This is a genomic window from Deinococcus maricopensis DSM 21211 (assembly GCF_000186385.1).
Taxonomy (GTDB): domain Bacteria; phylum Deinococcota; class Deinococci; order Deinococcales; family Deinococcaceae; genus Deinococcus_B; species Deinococcus_B maricopensis.
Window position 1 is genome coordinate 200,278 of record NC_014958.1, and the last position, 26,260, is coordinate 226,537.

The window sequence follows — 26,260 nt, forward strand, 5'->3', positions numbered from 1 at the left end:
AGCTCAAGGACTCCAAAACGTCTTTGTATAAAATTTTTGTTCTAGTCGAAAGTGCAAGAGGGGAGCTTCAAGCTCCCCTCTTGCACCGCGCTCACGCCGGCTGACTGCCCAGATGCTCCTTCAACCACCCCAGGCTGGCCGTAACACTCTCCAGCGGGTCCCTCTGGCAGAAGTCCTGCTCGACAATCAGCCAACGGGCTCCGACTGTGGGCGCGGCCGCAATGGCGGCCGCGAGATTCACCTCCCCCTGATTCAGTTCCACGGTCACGAACTGCCCCTCCTCCACGCGGAGGTCCTTGAGGTGTACCAGAGGGGTACGGCCCGCGTACTTCGACAGATACTCGCGGGGCGTGACACCGCCCGCATGCGCCCAGGCGACGTCCAGTTCGACTTGTACGGTCGGTGCGCGGCCGAACAGCAGGTCGAACGCGTACGCCCCGTCATGCTGCGCGGCGAACTCGAAATCGTGGTTGTGGTACGCGAATGTCAACCCACGCGCGCGCGTCGCCTGCGCCCACGCCTCCAGCTCATCCGCGAACGCCAGCCAGGCGGGCAGGTCACGCGCGAGTTGCGGATCGATGTAGGGACACACGACGTACGCGGCCCCCAGTTCCTCCACCTGGGAGACGGCGCCGTCGAAGTCCGCGCGGAGCGCGGCGGCGCCCACGTGGCACGCGGCAGCGCGGAGGCCCACGTCATCCAGCACCGCGCGGGCTTCGCGGACGCTGAGGTTGCCGGTCCCGGCGAATTCCACGCCCGCGTACCCGATGCCTGCGAGGCGGCGCAGGACGCCCGCCATGTCGTGCGCCGTCTGGTCCCGCAGGGTGTAGAGCTGCACGCCAATGTGAATGTCGTTCATGCCAGAACCTCCTCGTCGTGCCCCTGGGGGAGGGCGTCAGGGCGCGGGGGGCGCGCGTGAATGTCGATGTGCCGGCCCAGGTCGGAGGCGCGCAGCGTGGCGTGCATGACTTCCAGGACGTGCAGGGCGAGTTCGCCGCTCGCGCGGTGCGCGCGGCCGGTGCGGAGCGCGGCGGCCAGGTCCGCGAGGCCGATGCCGCGGCTGTTCTCGGCGTACGGGTGCGTGAGGGGCAGGTCCGTCCATGCGTCCGACCCGGCGCGGCGGACGCGGACAGGCCCGCCGAAGGTGTTCGGGTCGGGCAGGCTGAGGGTCCCTTCGGTGCCGTAGATTTCGAGGCGGGGCACGTCGGCGGCCCACACGTCGAAGCTAGTGACGAGCGTGGCGATGGGGCCCGCCTCGAAGTCGAGGACGCTGGCAATGTGCGTGGGGGTGCGCACGGGGATGCGCCGCCCGGGAGCGTCGCCCGCCCCGGCGATGCGTTCCGCGAACGACGCGCGTGCGGAACTGCTGACGCGGCGGACGGGGCCGAGCATGTTCACGAGCGCGGTGAGGTAGTACGGGCCCATGTCGAACATCGGGCCGGCGCCGGGCTGGTAGAAGAAGTCGGGGTTGGGGTGCCAGCTTTCCGGGCCGTGGCCGAGCATGAAGGCCGTCGCGGCGACCGGCTCGCCGATCAGGCCGTCGTCGAGGGCTTTCCGGGCGGTCTGGAGGCCGCCGCCGAGGAACGTGTCGGGCGCGCAGCCGACGCGCACGCCGCGTTCGTGCGCGCGGGCGAGCAGCGTTCGCCCCGCTTCGAGGTCGATGGAGAGGGGCTTTTCGTTATACACGTGCTTCCCGGCCTCGACGGCGGCGAGCGCCACTTCGGCATGCGCCGCGGGAATGGTGAGGTTCAGGATGACGTCGACATCGTCGTCGCGGAGGAGGTCCCCGAGGGGGAGGGCGCGGGGCACGCCAAACTCGTCGGCGCGGGCACGCGCGCGCTCCAGGTCGAGGTCGCTCACGGCGGTGATGGTGAGGGCCGGGAAGGTCCGGGGGGCGCTGAGGTAGATGGGGCTGATGTTGCCGACGCCGACAACGCCGATCCGCAGGGGTGCTGCTGTCATGGGGGCCTCCGTGGGTGAGGTGAGGGGGCGGGTGGGGTTAGTCCAGCCACCACGCCTGGGCGGGCGCTTCGCGCAGGATCACGCGCTGCAGGGTGTCGACGGCGCGGTGCAGGCCCTCGTCGACGGACATGAGCGCGTCCTCGTGTTCGATGCTGATGGCGCCGTCGTACCCGGCGAGGCGCAGTTCCGCCATGATGCGGGACCAGTGCAGTTCGTCATGGCCGCTGCCGACGCTGCGGAACGTCCAGGACCGCTCGCTGATCCGGTCGTACGGCGTGAGGTCCAGCACGCCGTTACGCTCGATGTTCTGGCGGTGCAGTTGCGTGTCTTTCGCGTGGAAGTGGTGGATGGCGCCGCGCAGTTCGCGGATGGCGACGAGCGGGTCGATGCCCTGCCAGTACAGGTGGCTGGGGTCGAAGTTCACGCCGACGTTGTCGCCGGTGCCGGCGCGGAGTTTCAGGAGCGTGGCGGGGTTGTACGCCACGAACCCCGGGTGGAGTTCCAAGGCGACGCGCAGGCCCAGGGTGCGCAGGTGCGCGGATTCCGCACTCCAGTACGGGAGGACGCGTTCCTGCCACTGCCAGTCGAGCGCATCGAGGAATTCCGGAGGCCACGTCGCGGTGATCCAGTTCGGCGTGCGGTCGGCGGGCGAGCCGCCGGGGCAGCCGGAGAACGTCACGACCGTTTCGACGTTCAGGCGCGCCGCGAGCTCCAGGGCGCGTCGGTAGTCGTCGTGGTCCCGGCGGGCGCGGTCCTCGTCCGGGTGGAGGGGGTTGCCGTGCACGCTGACCGCGAGGACCTGCAGGTTGCGCGCTGCGAGTTCACGGCGGAACGCCTCGAGTTGCGCGGGGTCGGCGAGCAGCGCGGCGGGGTCCGCGTGGGCGGTGCCGGGGTAGCCGCCCGCAGCGAGCTCAAGGCCGTCCAGGCCGAGCGCGGCGACGCGGTCGAGCATGGCCGTGCGGGGCAGCGCGCCGTACACGGGCGTGAACACACCGAGTTTCATAGGGCCTCCTGGGGGGTGGCGGGGACGTTCACCCAGTCGCCGCGGGTGTGGCTGAGGTACGCGGCGTCCGTGAATTGCGCGGCGGCGAGGCCGTCCTCGAAGGTCGGGTAGGGTTGCGTTTCGCCGCGCAGCGTGGCGTAGAACGCGCGGATGACGTTCGTGATGGCGTCCGGGACGCCTTCCGGGTGACCGGGCGGGTAGTGCGTGAACGGGTGCGCGGGGTCCTTGAGGCGCAGGACGCGCTCGTCGCGGCGGCTACCGAGCAGGAGTTCCTCCGGGCGTTCCTGCCGCCAGCGCGCGGAGCCCTGCGTGCCGAACAGTTCGATTTCGAGGTCGTTCTTGTGCCCGGCGGCGACCTGGGACAGCTCGAAGGTGGCGCGCACGCCGCCCGCGCAGTCCACCCAGATGCTCGCCTGATCTTCGGTCTGCACGGGGTACGGCGTGCCTTCGCCGTCGCCCGCCGCGAACGTGACGGCGCCGTGCGCGGGACGCACGCGCGTGTCGTGCATGCGGCTGAAGCGCGCGAGCACGCGCTCCAGCGCTCGGCCCGTCACGTACCGCGTCAGGTCCGCGAGGTGCGAGCCGATGTCCGCCACGGCGCGCGTCTCCGCGGCGGGCGCTTCCGTGCGCCAGTTGTGGTCCGTGGGGAACAGCAGCCAGTCCTGCAGGTAATGCCCGCGCACGTACCGCAGTTCCCCAAGCGCGCCGGACTGCACGAGATCGCGCAGTTGCTGCACGGCCGCGTACCCGCGGTACGTGAAGTTCACGCCGTGCAGCCGGTTCGCGTCCTGCGCGGCGCGGAGTTGCGCGGCGCACTCGGCGGCGGTCACGCCAAGCGGCTTTTCGGACAGGACGTGCTTGCCGGCGCGCAGCGCGCGGACGTTCAGGTCCGCGTGCACGTCATTCGGGCCGCAGTCATGGATGACGTGCACGTCCGGGTCCGCGAGCAGTTCGTCGTAACTGCCGTACGCGCGCAGGCCGAGCGCCTGGGCGCGCGCGGCGGAGGGGCCAGCGTCACGGCCGAGCACGCCGGCGATGGGCACGCCGAGGCGTCGGAGCGCTTCGATGTGCGCCGCGCCGATGAAGCCGACGCCGACGACGGCGGCACGGTAAGGGTCAATTGGGTTCATGTGAGTTGTTCCTCCCGGATGGCCTGCATCATGCCGAGCGCCCACGTGCCGCGCTGCCCGGCACTGCGTTTGTCCGGCAGGTGGTCGATGGTGAGCTGGCGGGTGCTGAGCGGCAGCGAGTGGGCGTACACGTTCTGCCGGACGCTGCTGAGCAGCGACAGCCCGATGTCGGAGACGCCGCCGCCGAGGTACAGCGCGCGCGGGTTGAAGAAGTTCGTGAGGCCCGCGAGGACCTGGCCGACATGCGTGCCCGCCTGCCGGATGACGGTGTTCGCGGCGGCGTCTCCGGCGTGCGCCGCCGCCGCGATGTCCGGCGCCTGCAGGGCCCCACGGTCGCGGAGCGCCTCCGCGAGCAGCGGGCTCAGGCCCGTGCGCGCGGCCTGTTCGGCAGCGCGCACGAGTGCCGCCGCGCCGGCGACCGCTTCGAGGCAGCCGGTGTTGCCGCAGTGGCATGGCGGGCCGTGCGGCGCGACGATGATGTGCCCGATGTCGCCCGCGGCGCCGTCCGCGCCGCGGTGCAGGTCCCCGTGCGAGATGATACCCGCGCCGATGCCCGTGCCGAGCTTCACGACGATGAACGTCTCATCGCCGTGCCACGCGGCCGCGCCGCGCCGCTGCCGCTCCAGCTCCCCGAGCGCGAGAACGTTCACATCGTTGTCGACGTACACGGGCGCCCCGAGCGCCCGCTGCAAGGTGTCCCGCAGCGGGAAACCGTCCCAGGAGGGCATCAGCGGCGGGCTGATCAGGGCGCCCGCGCGCGCGTCCACCGGGCCCGGCACGCCCACGCCCACCGTCACGAGGGCGCCGCACTCCACGCGGCGCAACAGGTCACGGCACGCCCCGAGAATGGCCTGCGTGACGCCCTCCACGTCATCCAGCCGCTCGATGCGTTGCGTGCGCTGGTCGAGCGCGGCCCGGTTCAGGTCGGACAGCGTCACCACGAGGCTGGTGGCGCCCAGCGCCACGCCCAGCACGCAGCCCCGCCGCCCATTCAGCGTGAGGCTGCTCGCGCGGCGCCCCCCCGTGGACGCGAGCGGTTCACTCTCGGTCAGCCAGCGCGTCTCCAGCAACTCCGCGACGACCGACAGCACCTTCGTCTTGGACCAGCCGGTGATCTGCATCAGCTGCACGCGTGACGCGCGGCCCAGCCAGAACACCAGCTCCAGCACTTCCTCGCGGTCCTGCCGTACGCGTTTTGATAACAGTCGCATGCGCGCTCCGAACGAGAGGGGACGCCCGCCGCCACACGGGAGCGGCAGGGACGAAAGGCCAGGACTAGCAGTGCCCGGATTGTGGCACCGCGACTTTGCACCGTCAATGCCCACCTTCGGCCTCTTTTAGACCGAAGGTGGGCATCAAACGACCGCCGGGAACGGGCGAGCATGCACCCTGCTTCAAGCCAGGGACGCCTGGGCGAGCATGGGCTAGGGTTGAGCGGGAGGGAGGCGCTGATGCTGGTCCCGAGTGGCCTCAGAACACGGGGGGGCGCGCTGTGGAACGTCGTCTCCCCTTCAGCAGTGTGATGAAGTTCGACCCGACCACCACGAGCTGGCGCGTGTCCACATCACGCCTCCAGTGCGTGGCGGGCGCCGCCGGGAGAGGCTGTAGGGCGCCTGTGAGGCAGTGTCACTCAAGGCCAGCGGGGAACGCACCGCCCGCGCGGCGAAAGGCATCAGCATGGCCAGGTTCGCGGGGTCGTTCACCTGGCCGTCCAAGAGCGCTGAGACGCCGCCCGTGCCGCTGAACTGTGCGGACCTGCGCCACAGGCGTTACGCGCCTCCTTCAGCCACAGGGGAGCATCCTCAAGGTCGTGAATACTCTGGGTGAGCAGGCACAACCAGACTTCGAGCATACTGTCCGCCGACCAGAACCCGTACCGGGAACAGCCGATGACACTATGGGGACGCAGGCCCCTGAAGGAAACCCCCACACGCCGGCTGACGACGGCGCTTCAGCCGGCGTGTGGGGTATCAGCTGGTGGGGCCGCTGGCTTGCCGCCAGGCGCGCGCGAGGGCGCCGTACGCGCGGACCTGGGCGGGGGCGTCCAGGCTCGGCTGCCACTGCGTGACCTCCCGTTGGAACGCGAGGACCTGCAGGTACGTGAGGCGCGCTTCCGTGAGGGGCACCAGCTGGTCGGTGCGGTTGGCGGCGGTGGCGTTCAGCCGGAAGCCCGTGTCGCGCGCGTACTGCTGCCCGCCGTGGACGGTGTAGAGGTGCTCCTCGGCGGTTTCGATGCAGGTGAGACGCCAGGGGCGGCCGCGCCGTTCAATGACGGCGAAGGTGCCGGGGGTGCCCCAGGGGCTTTGGGCCGCGTTGTCGAGCAGGGCCGGGTCGAACACGTCCATCATCGCTCCTGTGGTATGCACGCGGTCGTCAATTGGATGAGCGGTTTGCCGGTGGCCGGGCGGGTTCACGCGGGACGAGGGTCGGCGTGGCGTGCGGGGTTCCTCAGGCGGCGTGCTCGTCGAGGACGGCCTCGACGGTCCAGGTGGGGGTGCCGGCTGGACGGGTGATGCGCAGGAGGCGGCCGTCGGCGAGACGCCAGGTTTCCACTTCGGTGGGGGGGCGGTGCGGCCACGCGAAGGGGCGGGCGGTGCGGGTGGTCGCGTTGAGGCGGACGACACCGAGACACATGCGGCCTTCTGCGTGCAGCACGGGGGTGCCCTGGAGCGTGAAGGAGACGCGGGCGTTCATGGGTTAAGACTACGGAGGGTCGTCTTACAGGAATCTCACGCTGTTGCTCACCTTCTCATGTGGTGGCTTGACGTGCGGGTGGGCGCGGCGGAGAGTGGGTAGGTGAGTGCGTGGGGAACGCCGCTGGACCCGTGGGGGTGGGAAGCGGTGCGGGCGGGCGTGCGCGTGGTGGCGGCGTCGGTGCCGCCGGGCGTGGTGGTGGCGGCGCAGTGGGATGACGTGCCGGACATGGTGCTGGTGGGGGCGCACTGGGGAGTGCGTGGGCAGCGTTCGGGCGCGCTGGTGGGTGTGCCGGCGTGGTTGGCGCGCGCGCCGGGCGCGCGGGTGCGGGCGTTTCGTGCGGGGCGGCGCTGCGCGGCGGTGGCAGTGGAGGCGCTGCGCGGCGGGCGGTGGGTGCCGGTGGACGGCGGGCGGCGGGGTCCGCGGTGGCCGGTGGGGCTGGGGGGGTCGGTGTCGCACAGTGGGGGGTTGACGGTGGCGCTGGTCGGGTCAGGCCGATTGGGGGTGGATGTGGAGGTGTCGGGGGAGGTGCCGGGGGCGTTCCTGACGGTGGGTGAGCGGGCGCTGCCGCGCCTGGGGTTGGGGGAGGTGGCGTGGCGGCGGGTGCTGTTTTCGGTGCGGGAGGCGGCGTTCAAGGCGGGGGTGGCGGGAGCCGGGGAGACGCTGTTGTCGGTGGAGGTGCGGAAGGTGGGGCCGGGGTGGGCGGTTGTGGCGGGAGCGGGTGGGGTGGTGCGGGTGCGCTGGGCGCTGGTGGGGTCGGGGGTGTGGTCATGGACCTTCTAAACTTGACAAAACCACTCGGATAAATTTACTTTAGCCGGGCATTCGTCGCAAGCCACGCGCGGCCTGGGAACCCCGCGCGGCGATCCTCACCCACCCGTCCAAGGAGCCTCCATGCCCGTCAGCCTCACTGCCGACGTTCCAGCCGGAACGCCGGACACCCCGTCATCGGCCACGCACCTCCTGCACGCCTACAACGACCACGCCAGCTTCTTCTACGCCTCGCCCACCCGCACCCTGCTCGGGCAGGGCGCCCTTGACCAGCGCGCCGTCCCCACCCCTGAACTGACCGCGCACGCCACCGACCTGCTCCGCCCCCGACCCGGACAGACGCGCCCCCTGCTGGTGGGCGCCGTCCCCTTCCACGCGGAGCAACCCGCGCTGCTGCTCCGCGCGCAGCGCACGCAGCAGGCCGGGCGCCTCCCCGCCCTCCCCCACCCCGGTACGCCCGCGCCCCGCACTGCCCGGCTCCAGCCGACGCCCACCCCGGACGCGTACGAAGCGCAGGTGCAGGCCGCACGCCGCGCCTGCCAGGACGGCACGCTGCGCAAGGTCGTGCTCGCGCGCACCCTGCACGTCACCCTCGACGACGTCATCGACCGCGCGGCGGTCCTGCGGCACCTCGCGCAGCGCAACCCGGACGGCTACACGTTCGCGCTGCGCACCGGCCCCGACACGCACCTGCTGGGCGCCAGCCCGGAACTGCTGCTCACCCGACACGGCCAGCAGGTGCACCTGCACCCCATGGCGGGCACCTGCGCGCGCGCCCACGACCCCGCTGAGGACGCCGAACGCGCCCACGCCCTCGCGCGCAGCGCCAAGGACCTCCACGAGCACGCCCTCGTCGTGGACGCCATCCGCAGCGCCCTCACGCCCCTGTGCGCCGAACTGCACGTTCCCGAGCAGCCCCGCGTGGTCCCAACCGCCACGCTCTGGCACCTCGCCACCCGCATCACCGGCACGCTCCGCGACCCGCGCACCAGCGCCCTCGACCTCGTGCGCCGCCTGCACCCGACGCCCGCCGTCTGCGGCGTCCCGCACGACGCCGCCCGCGCGTTCATCCGCCGTACGGAACCGTTCGAGCGGGACCTGTTCACGGGCGCCGTCGGATGGATGGACGCGGACGGCGACGGCGAATGGGCCGTCACGATCCGCTGCGCGGACGTGCGCGGGCGCGAGGCGCGCCTGTACGCGGGCGCGGGCATCGTCGGCGCGTCCGACCCGGCCGCCGAACGCCGCGAAACCGCCGCGAAATTCCGCACCATGCTGCACGCCCTCGGCGTGCACGCCGACGGGGAGGCCCTGTGAACGCCGACTTCACGCCCTGGCCACCCGACGTGGCCGCCGAGTACCGCCGACTCGGGTACTGGCGCGGCGAGACGTTCAGCGCGTGGCTGGACCGCACCAGCCGCCTGCACGCGCACCGCACCGCGCTGATTCACGGTGACGACACCGTCACGTACGCTGACCTGCACGCCCAGGCCGAGCGGTACGCGACGCTGTTCGCCCGCAGCGGCCTGCAGGCCGGGGACTGCGTGGTCGTGCAGCTCCCGAACCGGGCGGCGTTCTTCCCCGTATGCTTCGGCCTGATGCGTGTCGGCGCGGCGCCCATCATGGCGCTCCCCGCGCACCGCGAGCGCGAAATCACCTTCTTCTGCGCGCACACTGACGCGCGCGCGTACGTCACCGTCGACGAGCACGGCGGGTTCGACCACCGCCGCCTCGCGCGCGCCGCCGTCGCCGCCGCCCCCAGCCTCCGGCACGTGTTCATCCTCGGGGACGCCGCGGAATTCACGCCGCTGCGCGCCCCGGACGAGGCGGGCGACCTCCCCCCCACCCCGGTGGACGCCTCCACGGTGGCGCTCTACCAGCTGTCCGGCGGAAGCACCGGCACGCCAAAACTCATTCCGCGCACGCACGACGACTACCTGTACAGCGTCCGCGCCAGCGCGGACATCTGCGCGCTCGGCCCGGACACCGTGTACCTCGCGGCGCTGCCGCTCGCGCACAACTTCCCGCTCAGCTCCCCCGGCACGCTCGGCGTGCTCCACGCGGGCGGCACCGTCGTGATCGCCCCCGACCCGACGCCCACCACGACCTTCCCGCTCATCGAGCGGCACGGCGTGACCATGGCGGCGCTCGTGCCCGCGCTGCTGCTCGTGTGGCTGCAGCACGCCCGCACGCACGGCACGCCCGGCTGCCTGCAACTCCTGCAGGTGGGCGGCGCGCCCCTCGCCGCGGATGTCGCGCGGCAGGTGCCGGACGTGCTCGGCTGCGCCCTGCAGCAGGTGTTCGGCATGGCCGAAGGGCTCGTGAACTACACCCGTCCGGGCGACCCGGCGTCGCTCGTGTACCACACGCAGGGCCGCCCCATCAGCCTGCACGACGAGGTCCGCATCGTGAACGACGACGACGAGGACGTCCCCGCCGGCGTGCCCGGGCACCTGCTCACGCGCGGCCCCTACACGATCCGTGGGTACTTCCGCGCGGACGACCACAACCGCCGCGCGTTCACGCCCGAAGGGTACTACCGCACCGGCGACGTCGTCACCCGCCGCGCCGACGGGTACCTGGAAGTCACCGGGCGGCACAAGGACCAGATCAACCGCGCGGGCGAGAAGGTCGCCGCCGAGGAGATCGAGCACGTGCTGCTCACGCACCCGGCCGTGCACGACGTCGCCGTGGTCGGCCTCCCGGACGCGTGGCTCGGCGAACGCACCTGCGCGTTCGTGCAGCTCACAGGCGCGGCCACGCCGCGCCTCGCGCTGGACCTCAAGGCGCACGTGCGCGCCGCCGGCCTTGCCGACTACAAAACCCCCGACCTGATCGAATTCGTCGATGCCCTGCCCCGCACGGCGTTCGGCAAGACCAACAAGGTCGCCCTGCGCGCCCGCCTGAACGAACGGAGCCCCCAATGATTCCCCGCATCGCCACGTACCCCATGCCGACCGAAAGCGACCTCCCGCGGAGCCGCGTGCCCTGGACGCCGGACGCCGCGCGCACCGTGCTGCTCGTGCACGACCTGCAGCAGTACTTCCTGGACTTCTACGACGCGGCGCACGCCCCCATCCCGGAACTGTTCGCGCACGTGAACGCGCTGCTGGAACGGTGCCGCGCGCTCGGCATTCCCGTCGTGTACACCGCGCAGCCCGGCGATCAGGCTCCGGCGGACCGCGCGCTCCTCACAGACTTCTGGGGGCCGGGCCTGCGCGACGACCCCGCGCAGGTGCGCGTGCACCCGGCCGTCGCGCCGCAAGGCGGCGACACGGTCCTCACGAAATGGCGGTACAGCGCGTTCGTGCGCACGCCCCTGCGCGAGCAGCTGCGCGCGTGGGGCCGCGACCAGCTGCTCATCTGCGGCGTGTACGCGAACATTGGGTGCCTGCTCACCGCCGCGGACGCGTTCATGCACGACACGCAGGCGTTCCTGATCGGCGACGCCGTCGCGGACTTCACGCGCGCGCAGCACGATCAGGCGCTGACGTACGCCGCCGGACGCTGCGCGAGCGTCCTGAGCACCCGGCAGGTGCTGGACGCGCTGCCGGCGCCCGCTGCGGCGCTCTCCCCCGCCCGCGTCCGCGCGGACCTCGCCGCGCACGTCGGCCTGAGCGCGGACGACCTGCGCGACGACGACGATCTGCTGCTGCTCGGCCTGGACTCCATTCGCCTGATGCTGCTGGTGGAGGCCTGGACGGGCGCGGGCGCGACCATCACGTACGCGGACGTCGTCGCGGACCCCACCGTCGGCGGCGTCCTGCGGCGCCTGAGCGCGGGAGTGGGCGCATGACCCTGACTGGCACCCTGCCGCTCACGGCGGCGCAGCGCAGCCTGTGGGCCGAGCAGCAGGCGCACCCCGACCACACCCTTAACCACACCGCCGACTGCACCGAGGTGCGCGGCCCCCTGCAACGCGACGCGTTCGAGCGCGCGCTGCACCTCACGATGCTGGAAGCCGAAGCGTTGCGCGCACGCCTGGACGGCCCCGGCGAGCGCGGCGTGCAGCACCCGGGCGCGGCGGCGCCCACGCCGATGACGCTCGTGGACCTGCGCGGCACCCCGAACGCCGCCGCGCACGCCGAAACGCACCTGCGCGCGCACCTCGACGCGCCGTTCGACCTGACGCGCGGGCACCTCACAGACCATACGCTGTACGTCCTCGCAGACGACCACCACTGGTGGGTGATGCGCACGCACCACATCGCCCTCGACGGGTACGGCGTGGCGCTGTTCGGCGCGCGCGTCGCCGAACACTACCGCGCGCTCACGGGCGGTCCGGCCGTCGGCGCGCCGTTCGCGGCGTATGCGCCCGTCGTGGCGGAGGATGCCGCGTACGCGACCTCCGCCGCCCGTCAGGCGGACCGCGCGTACTGGATGAAGCTGTACGCGGACATCCCGCACACGCCCGCGCCGCTCCTCGACCTGGGCCTCGCGCGCGGCACGCGCGTCACCGGAGACCTGAGCGCCGAGGACGTGCGCGCCCTGCGCGCGTGCGCGGACGCGCTGCGCACCCCGTGGCCGAACCTGCTGTTCGCCGCGACCGCCGCGTACTGGCGGGCCCGCACGGGCGAGCGGCACGTGTTCCTCGCGGTGCCGAGCATGGCGCGGCTCGGGAGCGTCGCGGCGCGCGTCCCATGCCTCACCATGAACCTGCTGCCGCTGCGCGTGAACGCCGAGGACGGCGCGAGCCTCGCGGACCTTGCGGGGCAGGCCGACGCCGCCTACCGGGCCGCGCGTCCGCACGCGCGGTACCGTTACGAGGACTTGTGGGCGGACCTGAACGGGCACCGCCTGTTCGGCCCGGAAGTGAACGTCATCCCGTTCGCGGCGCCGCTGAACCTCGGCGCGGCCCTGCAGGTGCGCACGCGCAACGTGGCGTCCGGGCCGGTGGAGGACCTGGCGTTCGCGTTCACAGGGTGGGCGGAGCGCCTCACGTTCGCGCTCGACGGGCACCCCCGCCTGTACGACGCCGCGACCCTCCAAGCACACCACGCGGCGTTCCTCGCCGGCCTGATGGACGGCGTCCGCCACCCGCACCGGTCCCTGGTGTTCCCGGCGGTGCGCGCGTGACCGGCCCGCACGCGGCAGGCCCGGTGGCACTCGTGACCGGCGCGGCGGGCGGGATTGGCGCGGCCATCGTGGCGCACCTGGGGCAGCAGGCGTACCGGGTGGTCGCCACGGACCTCCACGCGCCCGCAGCCCCGCACGCGGCGCGCGCCGCGGCGCTCGACGTCACGGACGCGCGCCGCGTGGAGGAGCTGGTGGACGAGATCGAGCGGACGCTCGGGCCGATTGACGCGCTCGTGAACGCAGCCGGCATCCTGCGGCCCGGCGCGCTCACCACGTACAGCGACGAGGACTGGGCGCGGACGTTCGCCGTGAACACCACCGGGCCGTTCCTGACCGGGCGCGCAGTCGGGCGGCGCATGGCGCCGCGCGGGCGCGGCGCCATCGTGACGGTCACGTCGAATGCCGCGCACGTGGCCCGCGCGGGCATGGGCGCGTACGCGGCGTCCAAGGCGGCCACCGCGCACCTGACGCGTTGCCTTGGGCTGGAGCTCGCGCCGCACGGCGTGCGCTGCAACACCGTGTCGCCCGGCAGTACCGACACCCGCATGGGGCGGCAGTTGTGGACAGAGGCGCACGGCGCAGACGCCGTAATTCGCGGTTCGCTGGATGCGTACCGGCCGGGCATTCCGCTCGGGCGGATCGCGCAGCCGCAGGACGTGGCGGGCGTCGTCGCGTTCCTGCTGTCCGACGCGGCGCGGCACGTGACCCTTCAGGACGTCGTCGTGGACGGCGGCGCGACGCTGGGGGCCTGAGCGTGACCGCGACCCTCGACCGCCCCGACGTTCACGCGGACGTTCAGCTCGTCACGCCGCGGGAACTGAAGACGGTGCTGCCGCTGACGGCGCGCGCGGAACGCACGGTGCTCGCCGCGCGCGACGCCATCCGCGCGATCCTGCACGGCCACGACGACCGCCTGCTGCTGATCCTCGGACCGTGCAGCATCCACGACGAGCACGCCGCCCTCGACTACGCTCACCGCCTCGCGCACCTCCGCGAACGCACCCGTGACCGCCTTGAGCTCGTCATGCGCGTGTACGTCGAGAAGCCCCGCACCACCGTCGGCTGGCGCGGCTTCCTCACCGACCCTCACATGAACGGCGCCTACGACCTCAGCACCGGCCTGCACCGCACGCGCGCACTGATGGGCCGCATCAACGAACTGGGGCTGCCCGTCGCCACGGAACTGCTCGACCCGTTCGTGCCGCAGTACCTGTTCGACCTGCTCGCGTGGGGGTGCCTGGGGGCGCGCACCGTCGAGAGCCAGACGCACCGCGTCATGGCGAGCGCCGTGAGTGCCCCCATGGGCTTCAAGAACGGCACGGGCGGCAGCGTCAAGCTCGCGGTGGACGCCATCACCGCCGCGAAGCACCCGCACGCATTCTTCACCATCACCGAGGACGCCCGCGCGTGCATCGTGCACACCAGCGGCAACCCGGACGGGCACGTGATCCTGCGGGGCGGCACGCCGGGCCCCAACTTCGACGCCCACAGCGTCGCCGACACCGAAGCCCTGCTGCGCGCTGCCGGGCATCACCCCGCCATCCTCGTCGACTGCTCCCACGCCAACAGCCGCAGCGACCACACCCGCCAGGCCCACGTCTGGCGCGACGTCCTTCAGCAGCGCGCCCGTGGCACCACCAGCCTCAAGGGCCTCATGCTCGAAAGTCACCTCCACCCCGGCAAGCAGCCCCTCACCCCCGCCGGTCAACCCCTCCAGTACGGCGTCAGCGTCACCGACGCCTGCCTCGGCTGGACCGACACCGAAGCCCTCGTCTGGGCGGCGTATGCGGGGGTCAGCGGGCGAGTTTGAGGAGGCGCATGAGGTCGGTGGGGGTGTCGCCGCGCGCCTGGCAGAGGGTGAGGTAGGTTTCGAGGATGACGTCGCCGGTGGCGTCCAGGGCGCTTTTGGCGCTGGCGAGCTGCGTCATGACGTCCACGCAGTTCTTGTCGTCCTCGACCATTTTCTGCAGGCCGCGGATCTGACCTTCGAGGCGGCGCAGGCGGTTGAGGATGCGGGTTTTTTCGGCTTGGTGGTCGGCGACGGGCACGGGGGCACTCACCCCAAGAGTATACCCCCCCGGGGTACTTGACGCATAGGGGGAGGGGGTATACGGTGAGGCATGCTCCTCCACCGCCTCTACGACGACGACCTCGCCCAGGCCAGCTACCTGATCGGCTGCCCGGACGTCGGCGTCGCCCTCGTCGTCGATCCGCACCGCGACGTGCAGGCGTACCTCGACCTCGCGCGGCAGCACAGCCTGCGCATCACCCACGTCACCGAAACGCACCTCCACGCCGACCTGCTCAGCGGCGCCCGCGAACTCAGCGCCCGCGCGCACGCCGAACTGCACCTCAGCGCTGAAGGCGGCCCCGACTGGACCCCCACCTACCCGCACACCCCCCTGCACCACGGCGACACCCTGCACGTCGGGTACGTCCGCGTGCAGGCCCTCCACACACCCGGCCACACCCCCGAACACCTCAGCTTCCTGATCACCGACCGCCACGGCGACACCGCCCTGCTCACCGGGGACTTCGTGTTCGTCGGCGACGTCGGCCGGCCCGACCTGCTCGACGAGGCCGCCGGCGGCCACGACACCCGCTTCACCGGCGCGCGCCAGCTGTTCGGCGCGCTGCGCGACCACTTCCTCCCCCTGCCGCCCGGCACGCCCATCTGGCCCGGGCACGGCGCGGGCAGCGCCTGCGGCAAGGCCCTCGGGACGCAACCCTCCAGCACCGTCGGTGCGGAAACGCAGCGCGCGTGGTGGGCGCCCTACGTCGCGCGCAATGACGAGGACGGCTTCACGCGCACGCTGCTCGCCGACCAGCCGGACGCCCCCGCGTACTTCGCGCGCATGAAACGCGACAACCGCGCCGGCCCGCCCCTCACCCCCAGCACGCCCCTGCCCGCCCTCCCCGCGAGCGCCGTCCTCGACGGCCTGCTGATCGACACGCGCCCGCGCGGCGCCTACCACGCCGGCAGCCTCCCGAACGCCCTGCACCTCCCGGACGGTCCGCACCTCGAAACGTGGGCGGCGTGGCTGATCGACCCGGACGCCGACCCGCGCCCGCTCGTGCTGCTCGCCCGCGACGCCGCGCACGCGCACGCCCTGCGCGCCCGGCTGTGGCGCGTCGGCCTGGACCGCGTCGCCGGGTACGTCACGGACCTGCACGGCCTGCCCACCCGCCCTTATCCGCCCCTGCCCCCCGGGGCGCTCCCCCACGACGCGGCCCTGCTGGACGTCCGCACCACCGCCGAGCACGCCGCCGGGCACCTCCCGGGCGCGCTGCTGCGCCCTGCCGCGCACCTCACGCGCGACCTTCAGACCCTGCCGCGCGACACGCCCGTCACCGTGTACTGCCAGAGCGGCGCGCGCTCCGCCGCCGCCGCGAGCCTGCTGCGCACGCGCGGCTTTGCGGACGTGCGCGAACTGGCCGGCGGGTACGCCGCGTGGACCGCCGCGCACCCGTGACGCCCGAACGTGCCCTCACCGCCGCGCTGCTCGGCGTGCCCATTGGGCTCGCGCTCGGGCTGGTGGGCGGCGGTGGCAGCCTCCTGACCGTGCCGCTCCTCATCGGCGTGCTCGGTGTCCCCCCGAAACTCGCCACGGGTGCCAGCCTGATGATCGTCGCGGCGAACGCCACTGGCGCGCTCGGCGCGCACATCCGCGCGCGCCGCGTGCAGTACCGCATGGCCGCCCTCATCGTGCTCACCGGCACCCTCGGCACGGCCGCCGGGACGCTCGTGCACGCCCGCCTGAACGAACGCGCCCTCACGCTCGCCTTCGCGGCCCTGATGGTCCTGATCGCCGTGAACCTCCTGCGCGGCCGCACGCCCGAACCGCCCGCCGACGCGGGCGCGCACGTGCCCCGCCGCAAGGTGCTGCTGGCCGGCACGCTCGTGGGCCTCACGACCGGCGTGTTCGGCGTCGGCGGCGGCTTCGTGATCATCCCCGCACTGCTCGCCCTGGGCCTCGGCATGCGGCAGGCGGTGCCGACCAGCCTGCTGATCATCGCGCTGAACAGCGTCCTGGCGCTCGGCCTGCGCGCACTGAGCGGCGCGGCCGTGCCCGTCGGGGACGCCGTCCCCATGGGCCTGGGTGGGCTGGCGGGCAGCGCGCTCGCGGCGCGCATCGCCCCGCGGCTCGGGCACGCCGGGCTCACGCGGGCGTTCGCGCTGCTGGTGCTGGGGCTCGCGGGGGTTCTCGCGTGGAGCGCGCGCGGCGACGGCGCCTGAAGCGGCCTGGCCAGCGGGCAGGTCCGGGCAGCGCACGCGCCTCAGGGGCGCTCGCCGCCGAGGGTGCGCTGCAGGTACGGGGCGGTGCGGCTGCCCCGCGCCCGCGCGACGTCCGCGGGGCAGCCGGCGGCGACGATGCGGCCACCCTCGTCGCCCGCGCCGGGGCCGAGGTCAATGACCCAGTCGCTCGCGGCGATGACGCTCAGGTCGTGCTCCACGACGATCACAGTGTGCCCGGCGTCCACGAGGCCGTGCAGCTGCTGCGTGAGGCGTTCGGTGTCGGCGGGGTGCAGGCCGGTGGTGGGTTCGTCGAGGACGTACACGGTGTGGGTGCGCGCGGCGCGCTGCAGTTCCGTGGCGAGTTTCACGCGTTGCGCTTCGCCGCCGCTGAGTTCAGTGGCGGGCTGCCCGAGGCGCAGGTACCCGAGGCCGACGTCGCGCAGGGTCGTGAGGGCGCGCGCCACGGCCGGCTCCTCCGCGAAGAACGCGTGCGCGTCGTCGACGGTGAGGGCGAGGACGTCCGCGATGCTGCGTCCGGCGTACGCGACCTCCAGGGTTTCGGCGTTGTAGCGGGCGCCGTGGCACACCGGGCAGGGGGCGTACACGCTGGGGAGGAACAGCAGTTCGACCATCACGAAGCCTTCGCCAGCGCAGTGGTCGCAGCGGCCGCCGTTGACGTTGAAGCTGAACCGCCCGGCGTCGTACCCGCGTTCGCGGGCGAGGGGGGTGGCGGCGTAGAGTTTGCGGACGTGGTCGAACAGGCCCGTGTACGTGGCGAGGTTCGAGCGGGGCGTGCGGCCGATGGGTTTCTGGTCGACACGGACGAGGCGGCGCACGACCGTCGTGTCGCCGCCGAGCTGCCCGTGCGTTTCGGTGGGGGCGTCGGCGGGTTCGTCGGGGTCGGCGTCGTCCGTGTCGGCGGGGAGGGCCGCGCCGAGGTGCTGGGCGAGCAGGTCGACGAGCGCGCCGGTCACGAGGCTGCTCTTGCCGGAACCGGACACGCCCGTGACGCTGGTGAACACGCCGAGGGGCAGGCGCGCGTCGAGGTCGCGCAGGTTGTGGCGGGTGACGCCCGTCAGTTCCAGCCAGTGGGTGGGGGTGCGGGGCGTGCGGGGCGGTGCGGGCGGCGCGAACAGGTACCGGGCGGTGTGGGAGGCGCGCACGTCGCGGAGGCCTTCGGGCGGGCCGCTGTACAGAATGTCGCCGCCGCGTTCGCCGGCGTCCGGGCCGACATCGACGATCCAGTCGGCGTGGCGGATGACGCTCAGGTCGTGCTCTACGACGAACAGGGAGTTCCCGGCGGCTTTGAGGTCGTCGAGCGCGCCGAGCAGCGCTTCGGTGTCGGCGGGGTGCAGGCCGGCGGAAGGCTCGTCGAGGACGTACGCGACGCCGAACAGGTTCGAGTACAGCTGCGTGGCGAGGCGCAGGCGTTGCAGCTCCCCGGGGGACAGGGTGGGGGTGGAGCGGTCCAGGGTGAGGTAGCCGAGGCCCAGGTCGAGGAGCACGTCGAGGCGCTGCACGAGGTCGGCGGTGAGGCGCAGGCGCGCTTCGGCCTGTTCGGGGTGCGCGGCGTCGCCGGGCTGGGGGGCCTGCCCGGTGGCGTGCGGGTGCAGCAGGGCGCGCAGGCGCGTGAGGGGGAGGCGCGCGAGCTCGCTGATGTCGAGGCCCTCGAAGGTGACGCCCAGGGATTCCGGGCGGAGGCGTTTGCCGTGGCAGGTGGGGCACGCCTGGCTCACGAGGTACTGCGCGGCACGTTTCTTCATGCTGGCGCTCGGGGAGTTCGCGAAGGTGTGCAGGACGTGCCGGCGCGCGCTCGTGAAGGTGCCCATGTAGCTGGGTTCCTGGTTGCGTTTGAGGGCGCGTTGCGTTTCGGCGGGCGTGAGGCCGGCGTACACGGGCACGACGGGCTGCTCGTCGGTGAAGAGAATCCAGTCGCGCTGTTCGCGGGGGAGGTCGCGCCAGGGGCGGTCCACGTCGATGCCGAGCGTGACGAGGATGTCGCGTTGGTTCTGCCCGGCCCACGCGGTCGGCCACGCGGCGACGGCGCGTTCGCGGATGGTGAGGGTGTCGTCGGGGACCATGCTGCGTTCGGTGACGTCGTACGTGCGGCCCAGGCCATGGCAGGTGGGGCAGGCGCCTTCGGGGGTGTTGGGGGAGAACCCTTCGGCGTAGATGATGGGCTGGCCGGGGGGGTACGTGCCGGCGCGGGAGTACAGCATGCGGGCGAGGTTTGCGAGGGTGGTGACGCTGCCGACGGAGGAGCGGGTGGTGGGGGCGCCGCGCGTCTGCTGGAGGGCGACGGCGGGCGGGAGGCCGTCGACGGCGTCCACGTCGGGGGTGGTGAGCTGGTGGAACAGGCGCCGGGCGTACGGGGAGACGCTTTCGAGGTAGCGGCGCTGCGCTTCGGCGTACAGGGTGCCGAACGCGAGGCTGCTTTTGCCGGATCCGGACACGCCGGTGAAGACGACGAGGGCGTCGCGGGGGAATTCGACGTGGAGGTTCTTGAGGTTGTGTTCGCGGGCGCCGCGCACCTGCACGAAGCCGGGACGGGCGGTGTGGGGTCGGGGGCGGCGGGGCATGCGGTGATTATTTCGTGGTGGTGCGCGCGGGCGGGGAAGTCCACAGGTTTGCGTAAGGTCGCGTGTGGACTGTCTAGGTGTACGGTGGCGCGCGGGGTGGGGTGGGTTGATGTGGACACCCCGAACATGGAAAAATTATTTTCATACTTTTCAACGCGTTTGACCGTGCATTGCCATGTGCGCGGGTCGGCCCCGCCTCTCCCCTCCTCGCAAAGGACCACCCATGACCCAGTCCATCGAGAACGTCCTGCACGAACACCGCCGCTACGCCCCGCCCGCCGAGTACGCCGCGCGCGTCCGCTGGACCCGCGACGCGTACGACCGCGCGTACGCCCGCTCCCTGCAGGACCCCGACGGCTTCTGGAGTGACATCGCCCGCGAACTCCACTGGTTCCGCGCGCCCACCCAGGCCCTCGACTGGCAACCGCCGCACGCACAGTGGTTCGCGGACGGCACCACGAACATCGCGTACAACGCCCTCGACCGGCACCTCCCCACCCGCGGCGACGCCCGCGCGATCGTCTGGGAAGGCGAGGACGGCACCCAACGCACCCTCACGTACCACGAACTGCACGCGCAGGTCTGCCAGCTCGCGAACGCCCTCACGCGCCTCGGCGTGCACGCCGGCGACCGCGTCACCCTCTACCTCCCACTGATTCCCGAGGCGGCCATCGCCATGCTCGCCTGCGCCCGCATCGGCGCCGTGCACAGCGTCGTGTTCGGCGGGTTCAGCGCCAGCGCCCTGTGCGAACGCATCAAGGACGCCGGCAGCAAGGTCCTCATCACTGCCGACGGCGGCCTCCGCCGCGGCAGCACCGTGAACCTCAAAGCCAGCGCCGACGAGGCCCTGAAGGGCACGCCGGACATCGAGCACGTCATCGTCGTGAACCGCACCGGGCAGGCCGTGCCCATGCAGGCCGGCCGCGACCTCTGGTGGGACGACCTCCTCAGGGACGCCAGCGCCGAGCACGCCCCCGCCGAACTGAACAGCGAACACCCGCTGTTCATCCTGTACACCAGCGGCAGTACCGGCAAACCCAAAGGCGTCCTGCATACCACCGGCGGGTACATGGTCGGCACGTACCTCACCACCCAGGCGGTCTTTGAACTCGGCCCGGACGACCTGTACTGGTGCACCGCCGACGTCGGCTGGGTCACCGGCCACAGCTACGTCGTGTACGGCCCGCTGCTGAACGGCGCGTCCGTGTTCCTGTACGAAGGCGCCCCAAACCACCCGGACTGGAGCCGCTTCTGGGCCATGATCGAACGGCACCGCGTGACCGTGCTGTACACCGCGCCCACCGCCATCCGCTCATTCATGCGCGCCGGCGACGCGTTCGTGCAGCGACACGACCTGAGCAGCCTGCGCCTGCTGGGGTCCGTCGGGGAACCCATCAACCCGGAAGCGTGGGTGTGGTACCACGACGTCGTCGGCGGCGGCCACTGCCCCGTCGTGGACACCTGGTGGCAGACCGAAACCGGCGGCATCATGCTCACCACCCTGCCCGGCGCGCACGACGCGAAACCCGGCAGTGCCGGCCTCCCCATGTTCGGCGTGGACCCCGCCATCATGACCCGCACCGGGCAAGAACTCGGCCCGGACGAGGGCGGCTTCCTGGTCCTCAAACGCCCCTGGCCGAGCATGCTCCGCACCGTATACGGCGACGACGACCGCTACCAGCAGAGCTACTGGTCGGAAATTCCCGGCGTGTACTTCGCGGGGGACGGCGCGCGCCGCGACGCCGAAGGGTACGTGACCGTCATCGGCCGCATCGACGACGTACTGAACGTCAGCGGGCACCGCCTCGGCACCATGGAACTGGAGAGCGCGCTCGTGGCGCACCCGAGCGTCGCGGAGGCCGCCGTCGTCGGCCGCCCGGACGACGTGAAGGGAGAAGGGATCGTCGCGTTCGTGACGCTGCAGTCCGGCGCCACGGCCACCGCTGACGACGTGCGCGCGCACGTCGCGCGCGAGATCGGCGCGATCGCCCGCCCGGACGAGATCCGCTTCGCGGACGCCCTGCCGAAAACGCGCAGCGGCAAGATCATGCGGCGCTTCCTGCGGCAGATCGCGGCGGGGCAGGCCATCAGCGGCGACACCAGCACCCTCGAAGACCCGGCGGTGCTGGAGCGCCTGCAACAGGCGCCCGCGCAGTAAACACCCCCGCAGAGGCCAGCCCCCGCAGGACGTCCCCTGCGGGGGCTGGTGTGATTGACCCTCAGATTCACCGGCGACCAGGGCGGCGCTCTACCCAACGTACGCTCGGCCTGGACAGAGCAGCCCAGTGCGACGTATGACCCGGATACGCAGCTTTGCCTGAGCTTGATGACGTGGGGCATCGCCTGCGCTGAGGGGCGGACGGGCTTCACCGTCCCGAATGTCCTCCACGCGCGCGGCGCAACCATCACGCCACAAGCCGGCGTGCAGTCCTTCGATCCGGCGGCGTTCGTCCGGGCAGCTGTTCCGTTCGCACAGGCGCAGACGCCACACCCGCTGGTGCGGGAACGGACCTGGTTGCCGGGGCGCGCGACGCTCAAGGTCCAGGGGAACCTGGCTGACACCCCCTGGGCCACCGAACATGCTGCAGCTCGTGGCCGGCAACCGCAACCGGCAGATCCGGACATGGGTGGCTGCTCAGGGTCGGCCAGGCATGACCGAGCTCACCGGGCTTCGTGCGTGCTGGCATGATGGACGCCCCTGAGACCTCCCCGACCTTCACTCTGGAGTGTTGGCTGGCGCTGAAACCCGGCCTGGCCGTGTTCCCCACCGCGCGCGGGAACGTCAGCCTGCTCATCACCTTACTTGGGAGAGGGCGCCACCCGAATGGGCACGCTGAGGAGGCGCTCAGCCTGGAAGTGCGTTGTTCGCCGGAAGCATCCGGCCCGCTCTGCTGCGCAGCCTGTTTCGCCGGGGTTAATCGCTGTTCGTGGTCAGTAGTTGTAGTTGTAGCTCAGCCAGTAATGGTACCGGTCGTTGGGCGGACGGTAGCAGCTGGAGATGTCACTGACCATCGGCTCGCGCTGAAGCTGAAGGCGGCGGTTCTCGCAGGACGTGAGGTCGTTGTATTGAATGGTCACCGGTTGTTTGGACGCGAGCGCTGCGCCTCCCAGAGCCACCGCGAAGCATACAGAAGCCGCGATCTTGTTCAGCGTGTTGTGCATGTTGGTTCCCCTTTCGGGGTTGACGCTATCAGGGGCGTTCATGGCGGGCGTGAGCCGCGGCCAAACGGCCCGCGCCGCCGTTCTGGCCACAGGAGAAACCTCCTCTGCCGCTTGGGCCATGCAGAATCTCCCGCCAGCGTTGCGGGCGCGCCACCTCCCCAGACCCGGCAAACACCGATGGGCACGCCCCGCCGCCCGGAGGACCGTCCTGCAGGCTGGCGCGCCGGCACACCCACCGGTTCCCGCCCGAGCCAGGGCGAGCATGAGTGGCTTCTGACCTCAGGCTCAAGAGGCCCCCTCGGGCGACGTTCTGGCCTGTGCTTGCGCCCGTGGCCCGCCCGGTGTGCGCACTGCCCTGCCGGGCTGTGGGCACATACTGAGGGCATGGCTTCCTCACCCCGCGTCACGGTCTTCCTCGGCATCAGCCTCGACGGGTACCTCGCGCGCGACGACCACAGCCTCGACTGGCTGAACGTCGTCCAGACCGACCCGCCCGAGGACACCGGGTACGCCGACCTGATGGCTTCCGCCGACGTGCTCGTCATGGGCCGCGCCACCTACGACGTCGTCACGGCCTTCCCGGAGTGGCCGTTCACCGGGAAGCGCGTGGTGGTGCTGACGCACCGCCCGCTCGACGGTCAGCACCACGAGGAGGGCTTCCAGGGCGCCCTGGTGGACCTTGTGGAGCGCCTCGCGCGGGAAGGTCACCGCCACATCTACCTGGACGGTGGCGACGCGGTGCGTCAGGCGCTGCGCGCGGGCCTCGTCACCGACATGACGCTCTCGTGGGTGCCGGTGGTGCTGGGGTCCGGCATCGCCCTGTTCGGGCGTGACCTGCCGGAGCGACGCTGGCGTCTGGTGAGCAGCCGCGCCTTCCCGAGCGGGCTGGTGCAGGCGACGTACGCCGCGCACACCGAAGGCGACTGATTGACTGTGGGTGGGCGCGGGCCGTGGCGTTGACCGTTCCGGGTGCAGCGTCAGGGGCACGGGAATCCCGCGGGATTCCCGTGCCCCTGTGGACGCTCAGGCGTGGCCGAGGTGCTGCTCGAGGTGCTGCCTCAGGCTTTCCACGTCCGTGCGCTGGCGCGGGCGCGCGTGCGGTACGCGGACGTCCTCGGCGACGCGGCCGTCGCGCAGGAGGAGCACGCGGTCCGCGAGTTTCAGGGCTTCGTCGAGGTCGTGAGTGATCAGCAGGGTGGTGGCGCCCGTGTCATCGAGCAGCGTTTCGAGCAGGGTGTGCATGCTGGCGCGGGTGAGGGCGTCGAGCGCGCCGAAGGGCTCGTCGAGGAGCAGCAGGCCGGGACGGTGCGCGAGGGCGCGGGCGAGGGCGACGCGTTGCCGCTGCCCGCCGCTGAGTTCATGCGGGTACGCGTCGGCGCGGGCGCCGAGGCCCACGCCGTGCAGGGCGGCGAGGGCGTGCGGGCGGGCGGTGCGGGGCAGGCCGAGGGCGACGTTGTCGAGGGCGCGCAGCCACGGCAGCAGGCGGTCCTCCTGGAACATCACGCGGACGCGGGGGGCGGCGCCGTCCGCCTGGGCGACCTGCACGCGCCCGTGCGAGGGAGGCGTGAGGCCCGCGAGGACGCGCAGCAGGGTGGTTTTGCCGCCGCCGCTCGCGCCGACCACGGCGACGCGCTCACCGGGGGCGATGTGCAGGTGCAGGTCGTGCAGGACGGCGTTCGCGCCGAAGTGGACGTGCAGGCCGTCGACGGTGACGTGCGCGCCGGGGGCGGGCAGGGTGGGCGCGGCGGTCATGCGCGCCCCCGCCACGGGAGAAGGCGCTGCTCGAGGACGCGGACGAGGCCGTCGGCGGCCTTGCCGATCAGGGCGTAGATGACGATGGCGAGGACGATCACGTCGGTGCGGAAGAACTCGCGGGCGTCCATGGCGAGGAAGCCGATGCCGCGGCTCGCGCCGAACGATTCGCTGACGACGAGGGCCAGCCAGGAAATGCCGAGCGCGTAGCGGACGCCGACGAGGACGCCGGGGAGCGCGCCGGGCAGGGTGACGCGCCGGAACGTCTCGGCGGGGCTGAGGCCGTACACGCGCGCCATTTCCTTGAGGCGGCCATCGATGCCGTGGACGCCGTGCACGGTGTTGAGGTACACGGGGAAGTACGTGGCGAGCGCGATGAGGAACACCTTGCCGGTTTCGCCGATGCCGAACCACACGATGACGAGCGGGATCAGCGCGAGGTTCGGGATGGTGCGGAGCATCTGGAAGGTGCTGTCGAGCAGGAGGTGCGCGGCGCGGCTCGCGCCGGTCAGGATGCCGAGCAGGAACCCGAGGGTCCCGCCGATCAGGACGCCGACGCCGGCGCGCTGCAGGCTGGCGAGGAAGTGCGTCCACAGTTCGCCGCTGCGCGCGAGGTCGATCAGGGCGGTCACGACGGCGCTCGGGGCGGGCAGCACGCGCGCGTTGAGGTGGCCGGTACTGGCCGCCCACTGCCACGCGACGAGCAGGGCGACGGGGACGGCCCAGCGGGCGGCGGTGTGCGCAATGGCCAGGCCGGCGGCCCGGGCGCGCGCTGCTCGCGGGCGGCGCGCGCCCGGCGCGGGGCGGACGTTGCCGGTCCCGGCGGGGACGTCGAAGGTGGGCGCATCGAGATCGGCGGTGAGTGCGCGGAGTTCGCCGGGCGTCATTTGACCCCCAGGGCGCGCAGCGCGGCGCTGAAGTTGGGCAGGGTCACGTACGACGCGGCGTTCAGCTTGAGGGCGCGGGGGAGCACGCCCACGTCCCGGAAGGTGTCCGCGAGGCCCTGCAGCGGGCGGATGTCGGTGCTGCGGAACGGGCGGATGTTGAACGGAACTTCCTTGCGGACAGTGACGTTCAGGACGCTCTGCGGAATGCCGAGTTCGTCGCTGAACTGACGGATGACGTCGTCTTGGTGGGTGTTCGCCCACGCGGCGGTCGCTTCGAGTTCCGCGAGGACGATCTGCAGCGCGCGTTTCTTGTCGGCGTCCTTGAGCACCGCGGAGGGCGCGAGGTAATAGCTGTTGCTGCGTGGGAGGCCGCGGTGGTCGCGCAGGACGCGCGCGCCGGTGGCCTGCAGGGCGGTGGTGAGGTACGGGTCCCATACGGCCCACGCGTCGATGGCGCCGCTCTCGAAGGCCGCGCGGGCGTCCGGCGGGAGCAGGGGCACGAGGGTGATGTCGCCCAGGCCGAGTTTGGCGGTCTTGAGGGCGTTCTGCAGGAACGCGTGGGCGCTGGAGCCGCGCGCCACGCCGACGCGTTTGCCGCGCAGGTCCGCGACGGTCTTCAGGGTGGAGGTGCGCGGCACGATGATGGCTTCGCTGTCGAGGCTCTTGCGGTCGGACACGGCGACGTACTGCAGGGCCGCGCCGCCCGCAAGGGCGAACACGCCGGGCGCGTCGCCGACGCTGCCGAAGTCCACGGCGCCGGCGTTCGCGGCTTCCAGCAGGGGCGGCCCGGCGGTGAACAGCGACCAGCGGAAGTCGATGCCCTGTTTGGCGTATGCGTCGAGGGTGCCGCGCGCTTTGAGGAGGTTCGGCAGGCCGCCTTTCTGGTAACCGATGGTGAACGTAACGGCGCTGGCGGTGCTGGCGAGGGTGGCGGTGAGCGTGAGAAGCAGGGTGCGGCGCATGGTTCGGGTCCTTTGTGGGGTGTGGGTGGCCGCCCGGGCGCGTGG

At 72.2% G+C, this 26,260-nt stretch carries 24 protein-coding genes; 11 read left to right on the forward strand and 13 right to left on the reverse strand.

Annotated elements, in window-relative coordinates:
* Positions 1–91: 91 nt before the first annotated feature.
* The 7 genes from DEIMA_RS00880 to DEIMA_RS00910 form a co-directional block, all read right to left on the reverse strand.
* Positions 92–859: a sugar phosphate isomerase/epimerase family protein gene (locus tag DEIMA_RS00880; RefSeq protein WP_013555342.1), complete on the reverse strand. Its 768-nt coding sequence runs from the start codon at positions 857–859 to the stop codon at positions 92–94.
* Positions 856–1,962 carry a Gfo/Idh/MocA family protein gene (locus DEIMA_RS00885; protein WP_013555343.1) on the reverse strand — a complete coding sequence of 369 codons (1,107 nt, stop codon included), beginning with the start codon at positions 1,960–1,962 and terminating at the stop codon, positions 856–858. The genes DEIMA_RS00880 and DEIMA_RS00885 overlap by 4 nt, the downstream gene beginning before the upstream one ends.
* A gap of 37 nt (positions 1,963–1,999) precedes the next feature.
* On the reverse strand, positions 2,000–2,965 hold the full coding sequence (locus DEIMA_RS00890) for a sugar phosphate isomerase/epimerase family protein (RefSeq protein WP_013555344.1): 966 nt from the start codon (positions 2,963–2,965) through the stop codon (positions 2,000–2,002).
* Positions 2,962–4,095, reverse strand: a complete 1,134-nt coding sequence (locus DEIMA_RS00895) for a Gfo/Idh/MocA family protein (protein ID WP_013555345.1) — start codon at positions 4,093–4,095, stop codon at positions 2,962–2,964. Before DEIMA_RS00895 ends, DEIMA_RS00890 begins: the two co-directional genes overlap by 4 nt.
* The gene (locus DEIMA_RS00900; protein WP_013555346.1) at positions 4,092–5,306 is read right to left on the reverse strand and encodes an ROK family protein; all 1,215 of its coding nucleotides are present in this window, start codon (positions 5,304–5,306) and stop codon (positions 4,092–4,094) included. Before DEIMA_RS00900 ends, DEIMA_RS00895 begins: the two co-directional genes overlap by 4 nt.
* 759 nt (positions 5,307–6,065) lie before the next feature.
* Entirely contained in the window at positions 6,066–6,461 is a 396-nt protein-coding gene (locus DEIMA_RS00905) for a hypothetical protein (protein ID WP_148234853.1), read from the reverse strand.
* An 82-nt stretch (positions 6,462–6,543) separates the two neighbouring features.
* Positions 6,544–6,789: a hypothetical protein gene (locus DEIMA_RS00910; RefSeq protein ID WP_013555348.1), complete on the reverse strand. Its 246-nt coding sequence runs from the start codon at positions 6,787–6,789 to the stop codon at positions 6,544–6,546.
* Positions 6,790–6,891: 102 nt separating this feature from the next.
* On the opposite strand from DEIMA_RS00910, the gene DEIMA_RS17650 reads away from it, so the two are divergent.
* The 7 genes from DEIMA_RS17650 (at position 6,892) to DEIMA_RS00945 (ending at position 14,446) form a co-directional block, all read left to right on the forward strand.
* Positions 6,892–7,572, forward strand: a complete 681-nt coding sequence (locus tag DEIMA_RS17650) for a hypothetical protein (RefSeq protein ID WP_013555349.1) — start codon at positions 6,892–6,894, stop codon at positions 7,570–7,572.
* 111 nt (positions 7,573–7,683) lie between these two features.
* Complete coding sequence (locus DEIMA_RS00920; RefSeq protein WP_013555350.1) at positions 7,684–8,877, forward strand: isochorismate synthase; 1,194 nt, start codon at positions 7,684–7,686, stop codon at positions 8,875–8,877.
* Positions 8,874–10,487 carry a (2,3-dihydroxybenzoyl)adenylate synthase gene (locus DEIMA_RS00925; protein WP_013555351.1) on the forward strand — a complete coding sequence of 538 codons (1,614 nt, stop codon included), beginning with the start codon at positions 8,874–8,876 and terminating at the stop codon, positions 10,485–10,487. Before DEIMA_RS00920 ends, DEIMA_RS00925 begins: the two co-directional genes overlap by 4 nt.
* Positions 10,484–11,356 (forward strand): isochorismatase family protein, encoded by an 873-nt coding sequence (locus DEIMA_RS00930; protein WP_013555352.1) that lies wholly within the window; start codon positions 10,484–10,486, stop codon positions 11,354–11,356. The genes DEIMA_RS00925 and DEIMA_RS00930 overlap by 4 nt, the downstream gene beginning before the upstream one ends.
* Positions 11,353–12,636 (forward strand): condensation domain-containing protein, encoded by a 1,284-nt coding sequence (locus DEIMA_RS00935; protein ID WP_013555353.1) that lies wholly within the window; start codon positions 11,353–11,355, stop codon positions 12,634–12,636. The genes DEIMA_RS00930 and DEIMA_RS00935 overlap by 4 nt, the downstream gene beginning before the upstream one ends.
* On the forward strand, positions 12,633–13,388 hold the full coding sequence (dhbA, locus tag DEIMA_RS00940; protein ID WP_013555354.1) for a 2,3-dihydro-2,3-dihydroxybenzoate dehydrogenase: 756 nt from the start codon (positions 12,633–12,635) through the stop codon (positions 13,386–13,388). Before DEIMA_RS00935 ends, dhbA begins: the two co-directional genes overlap by 4 nt.
* 2 nt (positions 13,389–13,390) lie before the next feature.
* Positions 13,391–14,446: a 3-deoxy-7-phosphoheptulonate synthase gene (locus DEIMA_RS00945; RefSeq protein WP_013555355.1), complete on the forward strand. Its 1,056-nt coding sequence runs from the start codon at positions 13,391–13,393 to the stop codon at positions 14,444–14,446.
* On the opposite strand, the gene DEIMA_RS00950 is transcribed toward DEIMA_RS00945, so the two are convergent.
* Positions 14,430–14,696, reverse strand: coding sequence for a metal-sensitive transcriptional regulator (locus DEIMA_RS00950; RefSeq protein ID WP_043816332.1), 267 nt, complete (start codon positions 14,694–14,696; stop codon positions 14,430–14,432). The two genes, DEIMA_RS00945 and DEIMA_RS00950, sit on opposite strands and share 17 nt — an antisense overlap.
* Positions 14,697–14,756: 60 nt before the next feature.
* Between DEIMA_RS00950 and DEIMA_RS00955 the strand changes: the two genes are divergently transcribed.
* The gene (locus DEIMA_RS00955) at positions 14,757–16,109 is read left to right on the forward strand and encodes an MBL fold metallo-hydrolase (RefSeq protein ID WP_013555357.1); all 1,353 of its coding nucleotides are present in this window, start codon (positions 14,757–14,759) and stop codon (positions 16,107–16,109) included.
* Entirely contained in the window at positions 16,106–16,873 is a 768-nt protein-coding gene (locus DEIMA_RS00960; RefSeq protein WP_013555358.1) for a sulfite exporter TauE/SafE family protein, read from the forward strand. Before DEIMA_RS00955 ends, DEIMA_RS00960 begins: the two co-directional genes overlap by 4 nt.
* Before the next feature lie 41 nt (positions 16,874–16,914).
* Here the strand turns inward: DEIMA_RS00960 and DEIMA_RS00965 are convergent, their stop codons facing one another.
* Complete coding sequence (locus DEIMA_RS00965) at positions 16,915–19,452, reverse strand: excinuclease ABC subunit UvrA (protein ID WP_013555359.1); 2,538 nt, start codon at positions 19,450–19,452, stop codon at positions 16,915–16,917.
* A 223-nt stretch (positions 19,453–19,675) separates the two neighbouring features.
* Between DEIMA_RS00965 and acs the strand changes: the two genes are divergently transcribed.
* Positions 19,676–21,610: an acetate--CoA ligase gene (gene acs / locus DEIMA_RS00970; RefSeq protein ID WP_013555360.1), complete on the forward strand. Its 1,935-nt coding sequence runs from the start codon at positions 19,676–19,678 to the stop codon at positions 21,608–21,610.
* A gap of 773 nt (positions 21,611–22,383) precedes the next feature.
* Here acs and DEIMA_RS17655 read toward each other — a convergent pair.
* Positions 22,384–22,734 carry a hypothetical protein gene (locus tag DEIMA_RS17655; RefSeq protein ID WP_148234854.1) on the reverse strand — a complete coding sequence of 117 codons (351 nt, stop codon included), beginning with the start codon at positions 22,732–22,734 and terminating at the stop codon, positions 22,384–22,386.
* Positions 22,735–22,998: 264 nt separating this feature from the next.
* On the opposite strand from DEIMA_RS17655, the gene DEIMA_RS00980 reads away from it, so the two are divergent.
* Positions 22,999–23,541 (forward strand): dihydrofolate reductase family protein, encoded by a 543-nt coding sequence (locus DEIMA_RS00980; RefSeq protein ID WP_013555362.1) that lies wholly within the window; start codon positions 22,999–23,001, stop codon positions 23,539–23,541.
* Positions 23,542–23,637: 96 nt separating this feature from the next.
* On the opposite strand, the gene DEIMA_RS00985 is transcribed toward DEIMA_RS00980, so the two are convergent.
* From DEIMA_RS00985 to DEIMA_RS00995, 3 genes are read right to left on the reverse strand one after another with little or no spacing between them, the layout of a single operon-like run.
* Complete coding sequence (locus DEIMA_RS00985; protein WP_013555363.1) at positions 23,638–24,366, reverse strand: ABC transporter ATP-binding protein; 729 nt, start codon at positions 24,364–24,366, stop codon at positions 23,638–23,640.
* Positions 24,363–25,253 (reverse strand): ABC transporter permease subunit, encoded by an 891-nt coding sequence (locus DEIMA_RS00990; protein WP_013555364.1) that lies wholly within the window; start codon positions 25,251–25,253, stop codon positions 24,363–24,365. Before DEIMA_RS00990 ends, DEIMA_RS00985 begins: the two co-directional genes overlap by 4 nt.
* The gene (locus DEIMA_RS00995) at positions 25,250–26,215 is read right to left on the reverse strand and encodes an aliphatic sulfonate ABC transporter substrate-binding protein (RefSeq protein ID WP_013555365.1); all 966 of its coding nucleotides are present in this window, start codon (positions 26,213–26,215) and stop codon (positions 25,250–25,252) included. The genes DEIMA_RS00990 and DEIMA_RS00995 overlap by 4 nt, the downstream gene beginning before the upstream one ends.
* Positions 26,216–26,260 lie beyond the last annotated feature (45 nt).